Genomic DNA, 15,401 nt, shown 5'->3' with positions numbered 1-15,401 from the left:
AGCAGGTTAGCGCCGAACGGCAAGCGTTCAAAACGATTGGTTCGCCAATGCGGTTGACAGTAAACGCGCTCCAAACTTGCCTGCGAAACGAACGCGGGCAGCCCGAAGGCTGCCCGCCATGTGCGCGGCGATGCGCATCGCGCTACGCGTATTGCGAGGCACGCAGCGTCATGCCATCACAGGTAGAACATCCGGTCTTCTTCCGACTTGACCGGATGAACTTCGCCTTCCTCGCGGTCTTCGTAGAACTTGAGTACCGCTTCGAGCACCTGGTCCGGATTGTCGATCACCTGCATCAGATCGATGTCGGTCGGATTGATCAAACCCATCGGGATGAGCGAGCTCTTGAACCAGGCGAGCAGACCCTCCCAGAAATCGGCGCCGACCAGAATGATCGGCACGTGACGCGACTTCTTGGTCTGGATCAGCGTGAGCACTTCGGCCAGTTCGTCGAGCGTGCCGAAGCCGCCTGGCATGACGATCACCGCGTCCGAATTCTTCACGAACGTGACCTTGCGCGTGAAGAAATGGCGGAAGCGCAGCGAGATGTCCTGCCACTGGTTGCCCGACTGTTCGTGCGGCAACTCGATGTTCAGACCGACCGACGGCGCCTTGCCCGCGTGCGCGCCTTTGTTGGCCGCTTCCATGATGCCGGGGCCGCCGCCGGAGATCACCGCGAAGCCCGCATCCGACAATTTTCGTGCGATCTGAGTGGCGAGTTTGTAGTACGGCGAGTTCGGTTTCAGGCGCGCCGAACCATAGATGCTGACCGCTGGGCGAATCTCCGACAGGTACTCGGTCGCCTCGATAAACTCTGCCATAATCGTGAACATCTGCCACGATGCGCGGGCTTTCTTGGCCGTTGCGCGCTCTTGATCTGCGAGCGATCGCAGACTCGGAATCACTTTTCTCTTAGTCATAATGCCTGAAGAACGAAGCCTTGAAGGTAAGACCCTGCTGTTGGTCGACGGTTCGAGTTATCTATACCGGGCCTACCATGCGATGCCCGATCTGCGCGGTCCCGAGGGGGGCCCAACGGGTGCGCTGTACGGGATGATCAACATGCTGCGGCGCATGCGCAAGGAAGTCACCGCAGAGTATAGCGCGTGCGTGTTCGACGCCAAGGGCAAAACGTTTCGCGACGACTGGTATCCGGAATACAAGGCGAACCGTCCGTCGATGCCGGAAGATCTTGCCCGTCAGATCGAGCCGATTCACGTCGCGGTACGTGCTCTCGGCTGGCCGCTGCTGATGATCGAGCGCGTCGAGGCGGATGACGTAATCGGCACGCTGTGCACCGAGGCGGAAAAGCTCGGCATGAACGTGGTCGTGTCGACCGGTGACAAGGATCTCGCGCAGCTCGTGTCGGGCCGCGTGACGCTCGTCAATACGATGACCAACGAAACGCTCGACCGCGACGGCGTGGTCGCGAAGTTCGGCGTGCCGCCGGAGCGCATCATCGATTATCTGTCGCTGATCGGCGATACCGTCGACAACGTGCCGGGTGTCGAAAAATGCGGCCCGAAAACCGCCGTCAAATGGCTGACGCAATATGAGTCGCTGGACGGCATCGTCGAGCATGCGAGCGAGATCAAGGGCGCGGTCGGCGACAATCTGCGCCGCGCGCTGGAATTTTTGCCGATGGCGCGCAAGCTCGTCACGGTCGAGCGTCATTGCGATCTGACCGGGCACATCGTGTCGATCGAAGCAAGTTTGCCGAGCCTTCCCGAGTCGCGCGCAGAGTTGCGCGAGGTCTTCACGCGCCACGGCTTCAAGACGTGGCTGCGCGAAGTCGAAATCGCCGATGCGGTCGAAGGCCCGGAAACCGACGTGCCGCCCGCGTTGTCCGTCGATCACGAACGCCACTACGAGACCGTGCAAAGCTGGGAACAGCTCGACACGTGGCTCGATAAGATCAACGCGGCCGAGCTGACTTCGTTCGACACCGAGACCACGTCGCTCGATCCGATGATCGCGCAGATCGTCGGCTTGTCGCTGTCGGTCGAAGCGGGCCGCGCCGCGTATGTGCCGCTTGCGCATCGCGGCCCCGACGCGCCCGTGCAGCTGCCGCGCGACCAGGTGCTCGCGAAGCTCAAGCCGTGGCTCGAAAGCGCGGACCACAAGAAGGTCGGCCAGCATCTGAAGTATGACGAGCAGGTGCTCGCCAACTACGGCATCGAAATGCGCGGCGTCGAACATGACACGCTGCTGCAATCGTACGTGCTCGAATCGCATCGCACGCACGACATGGACAGCCTCGCGCTGCGCCATCTCGGCGTGAAGACGATCAAGTACGAAGAGGTTGCGGGCAAGGGCGCACAGCAGATCGGCTTCGACGAGGTCGCGCTGGAGAAAGCCGCCGAATACGCGGCCGAAGACGCCGACATCACGCTGCGTTTACATCAGGCCTTGCATCCGCAGATCGCCGCGGAGAAGACACTCGACCACGTATATCGCGAGATCGAAGTGCCGACCTCGCGTGTGCTGCGCAAGATGGAGCGCAGCGGGGTGCTGATCGACGCGGAGAAATTGCGTCAGCAGAGCAGTGAGATCGCCACGCGTCTGATCGAGCTCGAAGCCAAGGCGTACGAGCTGGCCGGCGGCGAATTCAACCTCGGCTCGCCGAAGCAGATCGGTCAGATTTTCTTCGAGAAGCTCGAACTGCCGGTCATCAAGAAGACGCCGAGCGGCGCGCCGTCCACCGACGAAGAGGTGTTGCAGAAGCTCGCAGAAGACTATCCGTTGCCGAAGATCCTTCTCGAACATCGCGGCCTGTCGAAGCTGAAGTCCACCTATACCGACAAGCTGCCGCGCATGGTCAATGCACAAACGGGCCGCGTGCATACGAATTACGCGCAGGCCGTCGCGGTGACCGGGCGGCTCGCGTCGAACGATCCGAACCTGCAGAACATTCCGGTTCGTACCGGCGAAGGCCGCCGCATTCGCGAGGCGTTCATCGCGCCGCCGGGGCACAAGCTTGTGTCCGCCGACTATTCGCAGATCGAATTGCGCATCATGGCGCACATCTCCGGCGACGAAGCGCTGATGCGCGCGTTCTCGCACGGCGAAGACATTCACCGCGCGACCGCGTCGGAAATCTTCAGCGTGACGCCGCTCGAAGTGTCGAGCGATCAGCGGCGCGTCGCGAAGGTCATCAACTTTGGTCTCATCTACGGCATGAGTGCGTTCGGCCTCGCATCGAACCTCGGCATCACGCGCGATGCGGCGAAGATGTATATCGACCGCTATTTCGCGCGCTATCCCGGTGTCGCGCGCTATATGGATGAGACGCGTTTGAGCGCGAAGGCGAAAGGCTACGTCGAAACGGTATTCGGCCGCCGTCTGTGGCTGCCCGAGATCAACGGCGGCAACGGTCCGCGCCGCCAGGCCGCCGAGCGTGCCGCGATCAATGCGCCGATGCAGGGCACCGCGGCCGACCTGATCAAGATGTCGATGATCGCCGTGCAGAACTGGATCGAAAACTCGAAGATCGGCACACGCATGATCATGCAGGTGCACGACGAACTGATTCTCGAAGTGCCCGACGCTGAGTTGTCCGAAGTCCGCAAGCGCCTGCCCGAACTGATGTGTGGCGTCGCCGCGCTGAAGGTACCGCTCGTCGCCGAGGTTGGCGCGGGGCTGAACTGGGAGGAGGCGCATTGACATGCCTGTGACACGCGCCCGATAACGTCGTGCGCATGTCACACATGGGTTTTGTCGACTTGTGACTTCGCGTGCGGGTCGAGGACAATCGGTTCGGGACGGCGCATTCATGCGCAGCGTCGCGACAGATAATTCATCGGCTACACGGAGAAGTGCTATGCATCGATTTATCGTCGTTGGCGGAGGTGCGGGAGGACTGGAACTGGCGACTCGCCTTGGCGATCGCTATGGCACTCGCAAGAAAGGGAGCCGCACGCACGCCCAGATCACGCTGGTCGACCGCTATCCGACGCATATCTGGAAACCGCTGCTGCACGAGGTGGCGGCGGGCAGCATGGACCCGTTCACGCAGGAGCTCGAGTACGCGGCGCAGGCGCGCTGGCATGGCTTCGAGTTCCAGCAAGGCGAGCTGAGCAGGCTCGACCGCGCGAACCGGCGAATCACGCTCGGCACCGTGCTCGACGACGACGGCGCCGAACTGCTGCCCGAACGCGAGCTCGAGTACGACACGCTGGTCATCGCGATTGGCAGCACGACGGCCTTCTTCGGCGTCAAGGGAGCGGCCGAATTCTCGATTGCACTGGATACGGTTGGTCAGGCCGAGCGCTTCCGCAAGCGCCTGATCGCGGCGTGCATTCGCGCCGAACATCAGGTGCACGAGCCCGTCGAGTCGAGACCGGGACCCGGCACGTGGACCTCCAGCGAGCCGCGCATTCAGGTGGCGATCGTCGGCGGCGGCGCGACCGGGGTCGAGTTGTCGGCGGAGTTGCGCAATACCGCGCAGGTGTTGTCCGCGTATGGCTTGCACAAGCTCGATCCGCGGCACGACGTCGGCATCGTGCTGATCGAAGCAGGGCCGCGCATTCTGCCTGCGTTGCAGGAGCGCGTTTCCACTGCCACCGCCGAGTTGCTGACCAAGCTTGGCGTGAAGCTGATGATCGGCGAGACCGTGGCCGAGGTGGCGCCGGGCTACATCCGCACCGCGAGCGGTCATACGGTACGCGCCGATCTGACCGTGTGGGCGGCGGGCATCAAGGCGCCCGCGGTGCTCGGCGAGCTCGACGGGCTACCGGTCAACCGGCTCGGCCAGTTGGTCGTGCGCCGTACGCTCCAAACCGAGATCGACGACAACATCTTTGCGCTCGGCGATTGCGCGGCCTGCGAGTGGCCGGGCAACGAGCGCAACGTGCCGCCGCGCGCGCAGGCTGCGCATCAGCAGGCGACCTTTCTGCTGAAGGCACTGGCGGCGCGCCTCGACAACCGGCCGCTGCCGGAATTCACCTATCGCGACTTCGGTTCGCTGGTCTCGCTCGGGCACTTCAGTGCGGTCGGCAATCTGATGGGCGGGGTGATCGGCGGCAATATGCTGATCGAAGGGCTGTTCGCGCGGTTCATGTATATGTCGCTGTACCGGCTGCATATCGCGGCGCTGCACGGCTATCCGCGCATGGTCCTCGACACCTTCGCGCACTGGTTGCGCCGTACCACGCTCCCGCGCGTCAAGCTGCACTGACGCCGCGGACGTTCTCCTCAGTCGATTCTGCTACGGGATGTGTGCAAGGCGTATTCTGTTGCCTCCAACAATTCTTCGAGGAGCGCCACATGCTGAAGCCTGAAGTCGACTGTCTGGTGCCGCACGTTCCCTTCGATCGGCGCACCTTCATGAAAGCCGCGCTGGGCACCGGCTTCGCGGCGGCGGTGCTGCCGGTTTCGGCGCAAACCATCCATACCGACAGCGACGGCCTCGAAGCCGGGGAAGTGGCTTTCCATTCCGGCGGTACGCTGATACCGGCCTATCGCGCACAGCCGAAGGGCAAGACGCATTCGCCGGTGATCCTCGTCGTGCACGAGATCTTCGGCGTGCACGAGCATATCGCCGACGTCTGCCGGCGCTTCGCGAAGCAAGGCTATCTGGCGATCGCGCCGAACCTGTACGAGCGTGAGGGCGATCCGACCGTCTACACGAGCATGCAGCAACTCAACGAGCAACTGGTCAGCAAGGTGCCCGACGAGCAGGTGCTGGCCGACCTCGACGCGGCGGCTGCATGGGCCGGCGAAAACGGCGGTGACCTGAACCGGCTCGGCGTAAACGGCTTCTGCTGGGGCGGGCGCATCTCGTGGCTGTATGCCGAGCACAATCCGCGCGTGAAGGCGGGGGTCGCCTGGTATGGGCGCGTGACCGGCGCGAAGAATCCGATGACGCCGGCCAATCCGATCGATCTCGTCGCTGACCTGCATGCGCCCGTGCTCGGCCTGTATGGGCGCCAGGATCAGAGCATTCCGCAGGACACGCTCGAGCAGATGAAGCAGGCGATTGCGCAAGGGCCGCAAGCGGGCCGCGGCTCGCAGTTCGTCGTGTACGACGACGCGGGTCACGCATTTTTCGCCGATTACCGCCCGAGCTACAAGAAGGCCGATGCCGAGGATGGCTGGCGCCGCACGCTGGTGTGGTTCAAGCAGCACGGCGTGGCTTGACGCGCTGCTGGAAACCCCGCGGCTCGCTGGACTAGCGACCCATCCTTTCGGTCTGGTTACGACTTGTCGCGGCTTGCGTTCAAGGCTTCGGCCCCGTTGCCACGGGCCGTTTCGGATCCGAACTCCATTCGCTCCATGAGCCCGCGTACAGCGCTGAACCATGCAGGCCGGCAACCTCCATCGCAAGCGAATTCACGCAAGCGGTCACGCCCGAGCCGCATTGCAGCACCACGTGTTCCGGCGGCGTGTCGCCGAGCAGCGCATGGAATTCCTCGCGCAGGGTGTGTGCCGGCTTGAAGCGGCCGTCGGCGGTCAGGTTGTCCTTGAAGAAGCGGTTCAGCGCACCCGGGATATGGCCGCCGACGCGATCGAGCGTCTCGTTTTCGCCGCGATAGCGATCGGCCGCGCGTGCATCGACGACGATCCGTTCCTTCGAGCCGAGGTTGCGCTCGACGGCTAGGGTATCGATGGTCACGGCGAGCGGCGCGGCCGCCTTGAAGTCGCCGGTGTTCTGTGCGGGCACGTCCTGCGTCAGCGGTTGGCCGGCCGCTTCCCACGCCTGCAGCCCGCCGTCGAGCACCGCGACTGCGTCGTGTCCGAGCCAGCGCAACAGCCACCAGACGCGCGCGGCGTACATGCCGCCTTGCGCGTCATACGCGACGACCTGCTGACCTTGCTTCAGCCCACGGGATTCCAGCGTTTCGACGAGCCGCGCACGATCGGGCAACGGATGGCGGCCGTTCGAACCGTTCTTCGGCCCGGACAGATCGCGATCGAGATGCAGATAGTGCGCACCCGGCAGATGGCCGGCCAGCCACGCTTTCTCGCCCGCCTCGGTATCGGCGAGGTCGAACCGGCAGTCGATCACGAACACGCTGCCCGGCGCTGCCGTGAGCCGCTCGGCGAGGTTGGTCGCGGAGATCAAGGTGGTGTAATGAGTGTGGGGCATGAGTGTCTCCTCGATACGGGCGATGGCCGCTGCGGCCATCGCCATTCACGCGGCTGGCGCATGGCCGGTCTATGTGGGTAGTCTAAACAAAAAAAGACGGGTCGAAGCCCGTCTTTCTTGAGTCGATCACGACGCCTGGCGGTGCGGATCAGATCGTGCAGAGCTCACGCCGCAGAAATTCGTGGAAGTGCTGCATGCCATCTTCCATCGGGCTTTGATACGGACCGACCTGCGATTCGCCGCGCTCCATTAGCGCGCGGCGGCCCGCGTCCATGCGCTCGGCGATCTCGTCGTCTTCGCGGGCTGTCTCCATATAGGCGGCGCGCTCGGCTTCGACGAAGTCGCGCTCGAACAGAGCGATTTCCTCGGGGTAATAGAACTCGACCACGTTGGTGGTCTTCTGTGGACCGCGCGGGATCAGCCATGACACGACCAGCACGTGCGGATACCACTCGATCATGATGCCCGGGTAGTACACCATCCAGATGGCGCCGAACTCGGGCGGATTGCCGCCGCGAAAGCGCAGCACTTCGTCGTGCCACTTTCGATACGTCGGGCTGCCCGGTTGCTCGAGCGCCTTGTGCACACCGACCGTCTGCACGCTGTACCAGTCGCCGAACTCCCACGTCAGATCATCGCAATTGACGAAGCTGCCGAGGCCAGGATGGAACGGTGCGACGTGATAGTCCTCGAGATAGACCTCGATGAAGGTCTTCCAGTTGTAGTTGCACTCGTGGACTTCGACATGATCGAACATGAAGCCCGAGAAGTCGAAGTGGCGCCGGGTGCCGAGACGCGCGAGATCTTTCGCGACGTCGCGACCCTGCGCCTCGAACAGCAGCCCCTGCCAGTTTTGCAGCGGCGTGGCACCGAGATTCAGGCAGGGGTTGTCGGCGAAATGGGGCGCGCCGAGCAGTTCGCCGTTCAGATCGTACGTCCAGCGATGCAGCGGACAAACGATGTTCTGCGTCTGGCCGCGGCCGTTGAGCATGATGGCTTGCCGGTGGCGGCACACGTTCGACAGCAGCTCGACCTGCAATTGCTGGTTACGTACGAGCACCCTGCCCTCGCGTTCGCTGGGCAAGGCAAAATAGTCCCCCGCCTCGGGCACCATGAGATCGTGGCCGATGTAGCGTGGACCTTTCTTGAAAAGGGTGTCGATTTCGCGCGTAAGAAGCGCGTCGTCAAAGTAAGCCGTGACTGGCAGCTGGCTGTGAACAGACCGCAACTGCAATGCATTGCTCAGATTGGACATTCCCACTCCCGATGAAGACGTGAAAGCAGTGAACAACCCAACCATCGAAGATTCGATTTAGGGAGCCCGCAATTATACCCGTTTCCCCCTGACAGGGGCACTTAAGTCCCTGATTTGGGTTAAAAATGTCAAGAAAGTTCGGCATTTTCACCGCAGACCTCGCGCTTTTTTTCTGCGAGACTTCAGGGTCGAAGCGGGGCAAAGGTGGGCGTCAGACAGGCTCGAAGCGAGGCGGCACGGCGGCCCGCAGGCTGGCGAGCGGATCGAAAGTGTCACTTTTGCCGTAGAATGTCCGACTTGTTTTAATTTTGCGACCATTCATGGCGAAGACCGCATCGAACAGTTCCGCCGCCGCGCCAGCCGAAAGCGGCGATAGTGCGCCGCTGCCGGATAACTACGAGGCCGCGCAGGCGGAGCTGGAAGCGCTCGTCGCGCGCATGGAAGGCGGTAGCCTGAGCCTCGAGGAATCGCTGGCCGCGTACCGCCGCGGGGCGGCACTTGTCGCGTTCTGTCAACAGCAGCTTGAGAAGGTCGAGCAGCAGGTGCGGGTCCTCGATGGCGAGACACTTAAGCCGCTGCCCATGAATACCGCAGGCACAGCCGCGACTGAGAGCGGGGACGACCTATGACATTCGAACAATGGACGCGCTCGGTGCTCGAACGCGTCGAAACAGCTCTGGAACACTATCTGCCGGCCGGAACGATCGAACCCGCCAGACTGCACGAGGCGATGCGCTATGCGGTGCTCGGTGGCGGCAAGCGGGTGCGTCCGCTCCTGTGCCACGCGGCCGGCGAGCTGACCGGCGCGCGCGCCGAATCGCTCGATGCGGCGGCGGCGGCGCTAGAAATGATCCACGTCTACTCGCTCGTGCACGATGACATGCCGTGCATGGACGACGACGAGCTGCGCCGCGGCAAGCCGACTGTCCACGTCAAGTATGACGAAGCGACCGCGCTGCTGGTCGGCGACGCGCTGCAGTCGCAGGCATTCGTCGTGCTCACCTCCGATGTATTGGGCCAGCCGCAGCAGGCCTCGCTCGTGCGCGAACTTGCGCTCGCAAGTGGCTCGATCGGGATGTGCGGCGGTCAGGCCATCGATCTGGCGAGCGTCGGCCAGACGCTGACCCGCCCACAGCTCGAGACCATGCATCGCATGAAGACCGGCGCGCTGCTGCGCGCGGCCGTGCGCATGGGCGCACTGGCCGGCGAGACACCGGACGCGCAGGCTCTGGTTTCGCTCGACGCCTACGCCGCCGCGGTGGGCCTCGCGTTTCAGGTCGTCGACGACATTCTCGACGTCACGACCGACTCCGCAACGCTCGGCAAGACGGCCGGCAAGGACGCGAAGGACGGCAAGCCGACCTACGTGTCGATTATCGGGCTCGACGCGTCGCGCGCGCTAGCGGCGCAATTGCGCAGCGACGCGCATGCCGCGCTTGCACCGTTCGGCGCTCGTGCACAGCGTCTTGCCGAATTGGCCGACCTGGTGGTGAACCGGGTCAGCTGAACGCGAAAGCCCGCCGCCGCGCACCCGCCATCCTCGGGGGTGAATGTATGAAGTGCGGGCGCGTAAGTTTTCCTACAATGGAACGACGATGTACGACTTGCTGAAAACCATCGACGACCCGGCAGCCCTGCGCCGCCTCGATCGCCGCCAATTGCAACCGCTTGCCGACGAGTTGCGCGCCTTTGTGCTCGACAGCGTATCGCAGACGGGCGGCCATCTGTCGTCCAATCTCGGCACGGTCGAGCTGACCATTGCGCTGCATTATGTCTTCGATACGCCGCACGACCGGATCGTCTGGGACGTCGGCCATCAGACCTATCCGCACAAGATCCTGACCGGTCGCCGCGAGCAGATGCACACGCTGCGTCAGTTGGGCGGCATCTCGGGCTTTCCGAAACGCGACGAATCGGAATACGACACCTTCGGCACCGCGCACTCGAGCACGTCGATTTCCGCTGCGCTAGGCATGGCGATCGCGAGCAAGTTGCAGGGCGACAACCGGATGGGCATCGCCGTGATCGGCGACGGCGCGATGACCGCCGGCATGGCCTTCGAGGCAATGAACAACGCGGGCGTCGAAGACGACGTGCCGCTGCTCGTGATCCTCAACGACAACGACATGTCGATCTCGCCGCCGGTCGGCGCGCTCAATCGTCATCTCGCGCGTCTGATGTCGGGGCGCTTCTATGCTGCCGCGCGCGCGGGCGTCGAACGCGTGCTGCGCGTCGCGCCGCCGGTGCTCGATCTCGCGCGCAAGCTCGAGGAGCACGCGAAGGGCATGATCGTGCCGGCCACGCTGTTCGAGGAGTTCGGTTTCAACTACATCGGGCCGATCGACGGTCACGACCTCGATTCGCTGATCCCGACGCTGCAAAACATCAAGGAACTGCGCGGGCCGCAATTCCTGCACGTCGTCACGAAGAAGGGCCAGGGCTACAAGCTGGCCGAGGCCGATCCGGTTCTGTACCACGGCCCGGGCAAGTTCAACCCGGCCGAGGGCATCAAGCCGGCCGCGACGCCGTCGAAGAAGACCTACACGCAGGTGTTCGGGGAATGGCTGTGCGATGCGGCCGAACTCGACTCGCGCGTGATCGGTATTACGCCGGCAATGCGTGAAGGCTCCGGCATGGTCGAGTTCGAAAAACGCTTCCCGGATCGTTACTTCGACGTCGGCATCGCCGAGCAGCACGCGGTGACGTTTGCTGGCGGGCTCGCCGCGGACGGCATGAAGCCGGTCGTCGCGATCTATTCGACCTTCCTCCAACGCGCGTATGACCAGCTGATTCACGACATCGCGCTGCAAAACCTGCCGGTAGTGTTCGCAATTGACCGCGCGGGTCTCGTCGGTGCGGACGGCGCGACGCATGCGGGCGCGTACGACCTCGCGTTCATGCGGTGCGTTCCGAACATGACCGTCATGGCGCCATCTGACGAAAATGAGTGCCGGCAGATGCTGTACACCGCGTTGCAGCAGTCGCATCCGACCGCCGTGCGCTATCCGCGCGGCGCGGGCACCGGTGTCGCCACCGTCAAGCAGATGACCGCCTTGCCGCTCGGCAAGGGCGAACTGCGTCGCGAGACGTCGGCGCCGGCCGGCAAGCGCGTTGCGATCCTCGCGTTCGGCACGATGGTTGCGCCGTCGCTCGCGGCGGGCGAGCAACTCGACGCCACCGTCGCGAACATGCGCTTCGTGAAGCCGCTCGACGCCGAGCTCGTGCGCAAGCTAGCCGAGACGCACGACGCCATCGTCACTGTCGAGGAAGGCTGCATCATGGGTGGCGCGGGTTCGGCCTGCGTCGAAGCCCTGCTCGCAAGTGGGGTTATGCGCCCCGTACTACAATTGGGCCTCCCCGACCGGTTCATCGATCATGGGGACCCGGCCAAGTTGCTCGCCGCGTGCGGTCTCGACGCCGCGGGTATCGCCAGGTCGATCCGCGAACGTTTCCTCGCGAGCGGCGCGCTCGGCGGTCAGTCGTCGGTGAAGCGCGTCGCGTAAAGCGCTGTCGCCTGTCGTGCCGCCGTCATGCGACGGCGGCTTCGGCAATCCCAAGTTTGAACCGACGGGCGTTGCGGCTCGTCACACAACGCCGGCGGGAGCCGGCGTTCGCCGTTGCGCGCGCCGATCCGCACGGCCGCTGGGCGTTTCAAAGGCGCTGCACGATCGTCCCCGTTGCAGCGAAACCTTGGCGCAGCCCGGCGCTTTCCAGAAAGGACAAAAGAATGAATCAGATGAATCCCGCCTTCGTGATGCCCGACGTGCAAAGCACCCCCGACACGCGCCAGATTCCGATCCAGCGGGTCGGCGTAAAGGGCGTGCGGCATCCGTTGACGGTTCGCACGCAAGGCGGTGAAGTGCAGCCGACGGTCGGCACGTGGAATCTCGACGTGCATCTGCCCGCCGAGCAGAAGGGCACGCACATGTCGCGCTTCGTCGCGTTGCTCGAAGAGAACAAGGCGCCCCTCGAACTGGCCACCTTCCGCACGATGCTGGAGGCAATGCTCGAAAAGCTCGAGGCCGAGGCGGGCCGCATCGAAGTGTCATTCCCGTACTTCGTGAACAAGACCGCGCCGGTGTCGGGTGTCCAGAGCCTGCTCGACTATGAAGTCACGCTGACGGGCGAGACCCGCCAAGGCGCGATGCGGCTATTCCTGAAGGTGCTGGTGCCGGTCACGAGCCTGTGCCCGTGCTCGAAAAAGATTTCGCAGTACGGCGCGCACAACCAGCGCTCGCACGTGACGATCGACGCCGAGCTGAACGGCGACGTCGCTGTGGAAGAGTTGATCCGCATCGCCGAGGAGGAAGCGTCGTGCGAATTGTGGGGCCTGCTCAAGCGCCCGGACGAGAAGTTCGTCACCGAGCGCGCGTATGAAAATCCGAAGTTCGTCGAAGACCTCGTGCGCGACGTTGCGCAGCGTCTGAATGCCGATGAGCGCATCGTCGCGTATGTGCTCGAAGCCGAGAACTTCGAGTCGATTCACAATCACAGCGCCTATGCGCTGATCGAGCGGGACAAGCGCCTCGCCTGATGCGTTCTACGTTGGTCCACGCCGTTTCGTTGCGGGAACATCGAAGCAGAAAAGCCGCTCTCGAGCGGCTTTTTTATCGTCTCCCGGCGGCGCTTCAGTGCGCGAGCGACGTCAGATCCCAGCGCGGCTTCACGGTGAACGCGTAGTCGTTGCCGGCCTGTTCGGGCCAGCGTTGCAGACGCAACGCACCGGCCAGTGCGATCATCGCGCCGTTGTCGGTGCACAGCGACAGGTCAGGGTAGTGCACGTAGAAATTGCGCTTCTGCGCGGCCGCCGACAGCGCTTCGCGCAACTGCGCGTTCGCGCCGACGCCGCCCGCCACCACCAGCCGGTTCAGCTTCGTGCGCTTGAGTGCCGCGAGCGATTTCGCGGCCAGCACTTCGACGGCCGCATCGACGAAACCACGCGCGAGGTCGGCCTTCGCCTGCTCGCAGATGTTTGCGCCGCCGAGCCGGTTCGCGTGCGTGAGCACGGCGGTCTTCAGGCCGCTGAAGCTGAAATCGAGGTCGCCGGAATGCAGCATCGGTCGCGGCAGCACCACTGCGCCCGGTGTGCCGAACTCGGCCATGCGCGAGACTTCGGGACCGCCCGGATAGCCGAGTCCGAGCAGCTTGGCGGTTTTGTCGAAGGCTTCGCCGGCGGCGTCGTCGAGCGTTTCGCCGAGCGTCTCGTAGACGCCGACGTCCGTGACGCGCATCAATTGCGTGTGCCCGCCGGAAACCAGCAGCGCGACGAACGGAAACGGCGGCGGCTCGTCGACGAGCAGCGGCGACAGCAGATGCCCTTCCAGATGGTGAATGCCGACGGTCGGCTTGTTCCACGCCATCGCCAGCGAATTCGCGATGCTCGCGCCGACCAGCAGCGCGCCCGCGAGCCCGGGCCCTTGCGTGTAAGCGATCGCGTCGATGTCGCCGCGCGCGACAGCAGCGCGCTCCATCACCTGTTCGAGCAGCGGCAGCGCGCGGCGGATATGGTCGCGCGACGCAAGCTCCGGCACGACGCCGCCGTACTCCCGATGCATCGCAATCTGCGAATGCAGCGCGTGCGCGAGCAGGCCGCGCTCCGTGTCATAGAGCGCGAGACCGGTTTCGTCGCAGGAGCTTTCGATGCCGAGAACGAGCATGATGAATCGCTTGAGACGGGCGCACGCGACGCGCGCCCGAGAGTGAAAGGTGAGCCAGAAAGTATAGCAGCGCGCACAAGCTGGCGCAGGCGGCCGGCAGCCAAGGATGCGTGGGCCCGGCAGGTACAATGCGGCCCCATGGAATCTTTCGATATCGCGGTGATCGGCGCGGGTGCGGCCGGCATGATGTGCGCAGCCGTGGCCGGGCAACTAGGCCGACGTGTCGCGCTGATCGACCACTCGCAGCGTCTCGCGGAAAAAATCCGCATTTCCGGCGGTGGCCGCTGCAACTTCACCAATCTGCATGCGGGGCCGGCCAATTATTTGTCGGCGAATCCGCATTTTTGCCGCTCGGCGCTTGCGCGCTATACGCCGCGCGACTTCATGGCGCTGCTCAAGCGGCATCGCGTGACGTGGCACGAGAAGCACAAGGGCCAGCTGTTCTGCGATCAGTCAAGCGACGCGATCATCGACGTGCTGAAGCACGAATGCGACGCCGGTGGGGTTACATGGCGTACGCCGCTGTCCGTCGAAGAGGTGCGCCAGGACGCCGAAGGGCAGTTCCTGCTCGGCACGACGGCGGGTACGATTGCCGCCCGTGCGCTCGTGATCGCGACGGGCGGTCTGTCGATCCCGAAGATCGGCGCGACCGATTTCGCGTATCGGATCGCCAGGCAGTTCGGCCACAAGCTGATCGACACGCGCCCCGCGCTGGTGCCGCTGACCTTCGCGCCGGCCGACTGGGAGCCGTTCGCGGCGCTGTCGGGCGTGTCGCTCGAAGTACAGCTGTCGACTGGCACTAAAAAGACCGGCGCCGAGTTCACCGAAGATCTGCTGCTTACGCACCGCGGCCTCTCGGGCCCAGGCGTGCTGCAGATCTCGAACTACTGGCAGCCCGGCGAGCCGATCTACATCAATCTGCTGCCGGAGCGCGATGCTGCGGCCGCGCTCATCGACGCGAAAAACGGCACGAAGCGGCAGATCGCTAATCTGTTATCGGAGTGGGTGCCGCAGCGGCTCGCGCACGTCTGGCTCGACACCCATCAGGTGGCCGCCGAGGCCCGCGTGGCTGATCTGTCGGACAAGACGCTGCGCCGCATGGGTGAGGCGTTATCGCGCTGGACGCTCACGCCGAACGGCACCGAGGGCTATCGCAAGGCCGAAGTGACGCGCGGCGGCGTCGATACGCGCGGTTTGTCATCCACGACGATGATGAGCGCGCGCGTGCCCGGCCTCTACTTCATCGGCGAAGCGGTCGACGTGACTGGCTGGCTCGGCGGCTACAATTTCCAGTGGGCGTGGGCATCAGGTGTCGCAGCGGGCGAGGCGGCCGCCGAATACGCGCGGGGGCTTGACGGCGCAACGGCTTTGTGAGAAAGCTCTGCTATACTCCTGAACCTTT

General features: G+C 64.1%; 12 protein-coding genes. 8 read left to right on the top strand and 4 right to left on the bottom strand.

Annotation, left to right across the window (positions count from 1 at the left end; all coding sequences use genetic code 11):
• Positions 1-176 precede the first annotated feature (176 nt).
• On the bottom strand, positions 177-920 hold the full coding sequence (locus tag BJG93_RS27970; protein ID WP_034478033.1) for an LOG family protein: 744 nt from the start codon (positions 918-920) through the stop codon (positions 177-179).
• Between the two features lies 1 nt (position 921).
• On the opposite strand from BJG93_RS27970, the gene polA reads away from it, so the two are divergent.
• From polA to BJG93_RS27955, 3 genes are all read left to right on the top strand, one after another.
• Positions 922-3,663: a DNA polymerase I gene (gene polA, locus BJG93_RS27965; protein ID WP_027195302.1), complete on the top strand. Its 2,742-nt coding sequence runs from the start codon at positions 922-924 to the stop codon at positions 3,661-3,663.
• A 157-nt stretch (positions 3,664-3,820) separates the two neighbouring features.
• Positions 3,821-5,176 carry an NAD(P)/FAD-dependent oxidoreductase gene (locus BJG93_RS27960; protein WP_027195301.1) on the top strand — a complete coding sequence of 452 codons (1,356 nt, stop codon included), beginning with the start codon at positions 3,821-3,823 and terminating at the stop codon, positions 5,174-5,176.
• A gap of 89 nt (positions 5,177-5,265) precedes the next feature.
• Entirely contained in the window at positions 5,266-6,138 is an 873-nt protein-coding gene (locus BJG93_RS27955; protein ID WP_027195300.1) for a dienelactone hydrolase family protein, read from the top strand.
• Positions 6,139-6,217: 79 nt separating this feature from the next.
• Here the strand turns inward: BJG93_RS27955 and BJG93_RS27950 are convergent, their stop codons facing one another.
• Positions 6,218-7,087 carry a sulfurtransferase gene (locus tag BJG93_RS27950; protein ID WP_027195299.1) on the bottom strand — a complete coding sequence of 290 codons (870 nt, stop codon included), beginning with the start codon at positions 7,085-7,087 and terminating at the stop codon, positions 6,218-6,220.
• 148 nt (positions 7,088-7,235) lie between these two features.
• Entirely contained in the window at positions 7,236-8,342 is a 1,107-nt protein-coding gene (locus tag BJG93_RS27945; protein WP_027195298.1) for an aromatic ring-hydroxylating oxygenase subunit alpha, read from the bottom strand.
• Between the two features lie 320 nt (positions 8,343-8,662).
• On the opposite strand from BJG93_RS27945, the gene BJG93_RS27940 reads away from it, so the two are divergent.
• The 4 genes from BJG93_RS27940 (at position 8,663) to folE2 (ending at position 12,876) form a co-directional block, all read left to right on the top strand.
• Positions 8,663-8,971, top strand: coding sequence for an exodeoxyribonuclease VII small subunit (locus tag BJG93_RS27940; protein ID WP_027195297.1), 309 nt, complete (start codon positions 8,663-8,665; stop codon positions 8,969-8,971).
• Entirely contained in the window at positions 8,968-9,849 is an 882-nt protein-coding gene (locus BJG93_RS27935) for a polyprenyl synthetase family protein (RefSeq protein ID WP_027195296.1), read from the top strand. Before BJG93_RS27940 ends, BJG93_RS27935 begins: the two co-directional genes overlap by 4 nt.
• Positions 9,850-9,937: 88 nt before the next feature.
• Complete coding sequence (gene dxs, locus BJG93_RS27930) at positions 9,938-11,845, top strand: 1-deoxy-D-xylulose-5-phosphate synthase (protein WP_027195295.1); 1,908 nt, start codon at positions 9,938-9,940, stop codon at positions 11,843-11,845.
• A gap of 224 nt (positions 11,846-12,069) precedes the next feature.
• Positions 12,070-12,876 (top strand): GTP cyclohydrolase FolE2, encoded by an 807-nt coding sequence (folE2, locus tag BJG93_RS27925; protein ID WP_027195294.1) that lies wholly within the window; start codon positions 12,070-12,072, stop codon positions 12,874-12,876.
• Between the two features lie 94 nt (positions 12,877-12,970).
• Here the strand turns inward: folE2 and tsaD are convergent, their stop codons facing one another.
• A complete protein-coding gene (tsaD, locus tag BJG93_RS27920; RefSeq protein ID WP_027195293.1) occupies positions 12,971-13,999 on the bottom strand; it encodes a tRNA (adenosine(37)-N6)-threonylcarbamoyltransferase complex transferase subunit TsaD in 1,029 nt (342 codons plus the stop codon).
• Positions 14,000-14,137: 138 nt separating this feature from the next.
• Between tsaD and BJG93_RS27915 the strand changes: the two genes are divergently transcribed.
• On the top strand, positions 14,138-15,373 hold the full coding sequence (locus BJG93_RS27915; RefSeq protein ID WP_027195292.1) for a BaiN/RdsA family NAD(P)/FAD-dependent oxidoreductase: 1,236 nt from the start codon (positions 14,138-14,140) through the stop codon (positions 15,371-15,373).
• Positions 15,374-15,401 lie beyond the last annotated feature (28 nt).

This window comes from Paraburkholderia sprentiae WSM5005 (assembly GCF_001865575.2).
Classification (GTDB): Bacteria; Pseudomonadota; Gammaproteobacteria; order Burkholderiales; family Burkholderiaceae; genus Paraburkholderia; species Paraburkholderia sprentiae.
The sequence above is the reverse complement of the archived record's forward strand: the minus strand, read 5'-3'. Positions and strand labels throughout refer to the sequence as shown.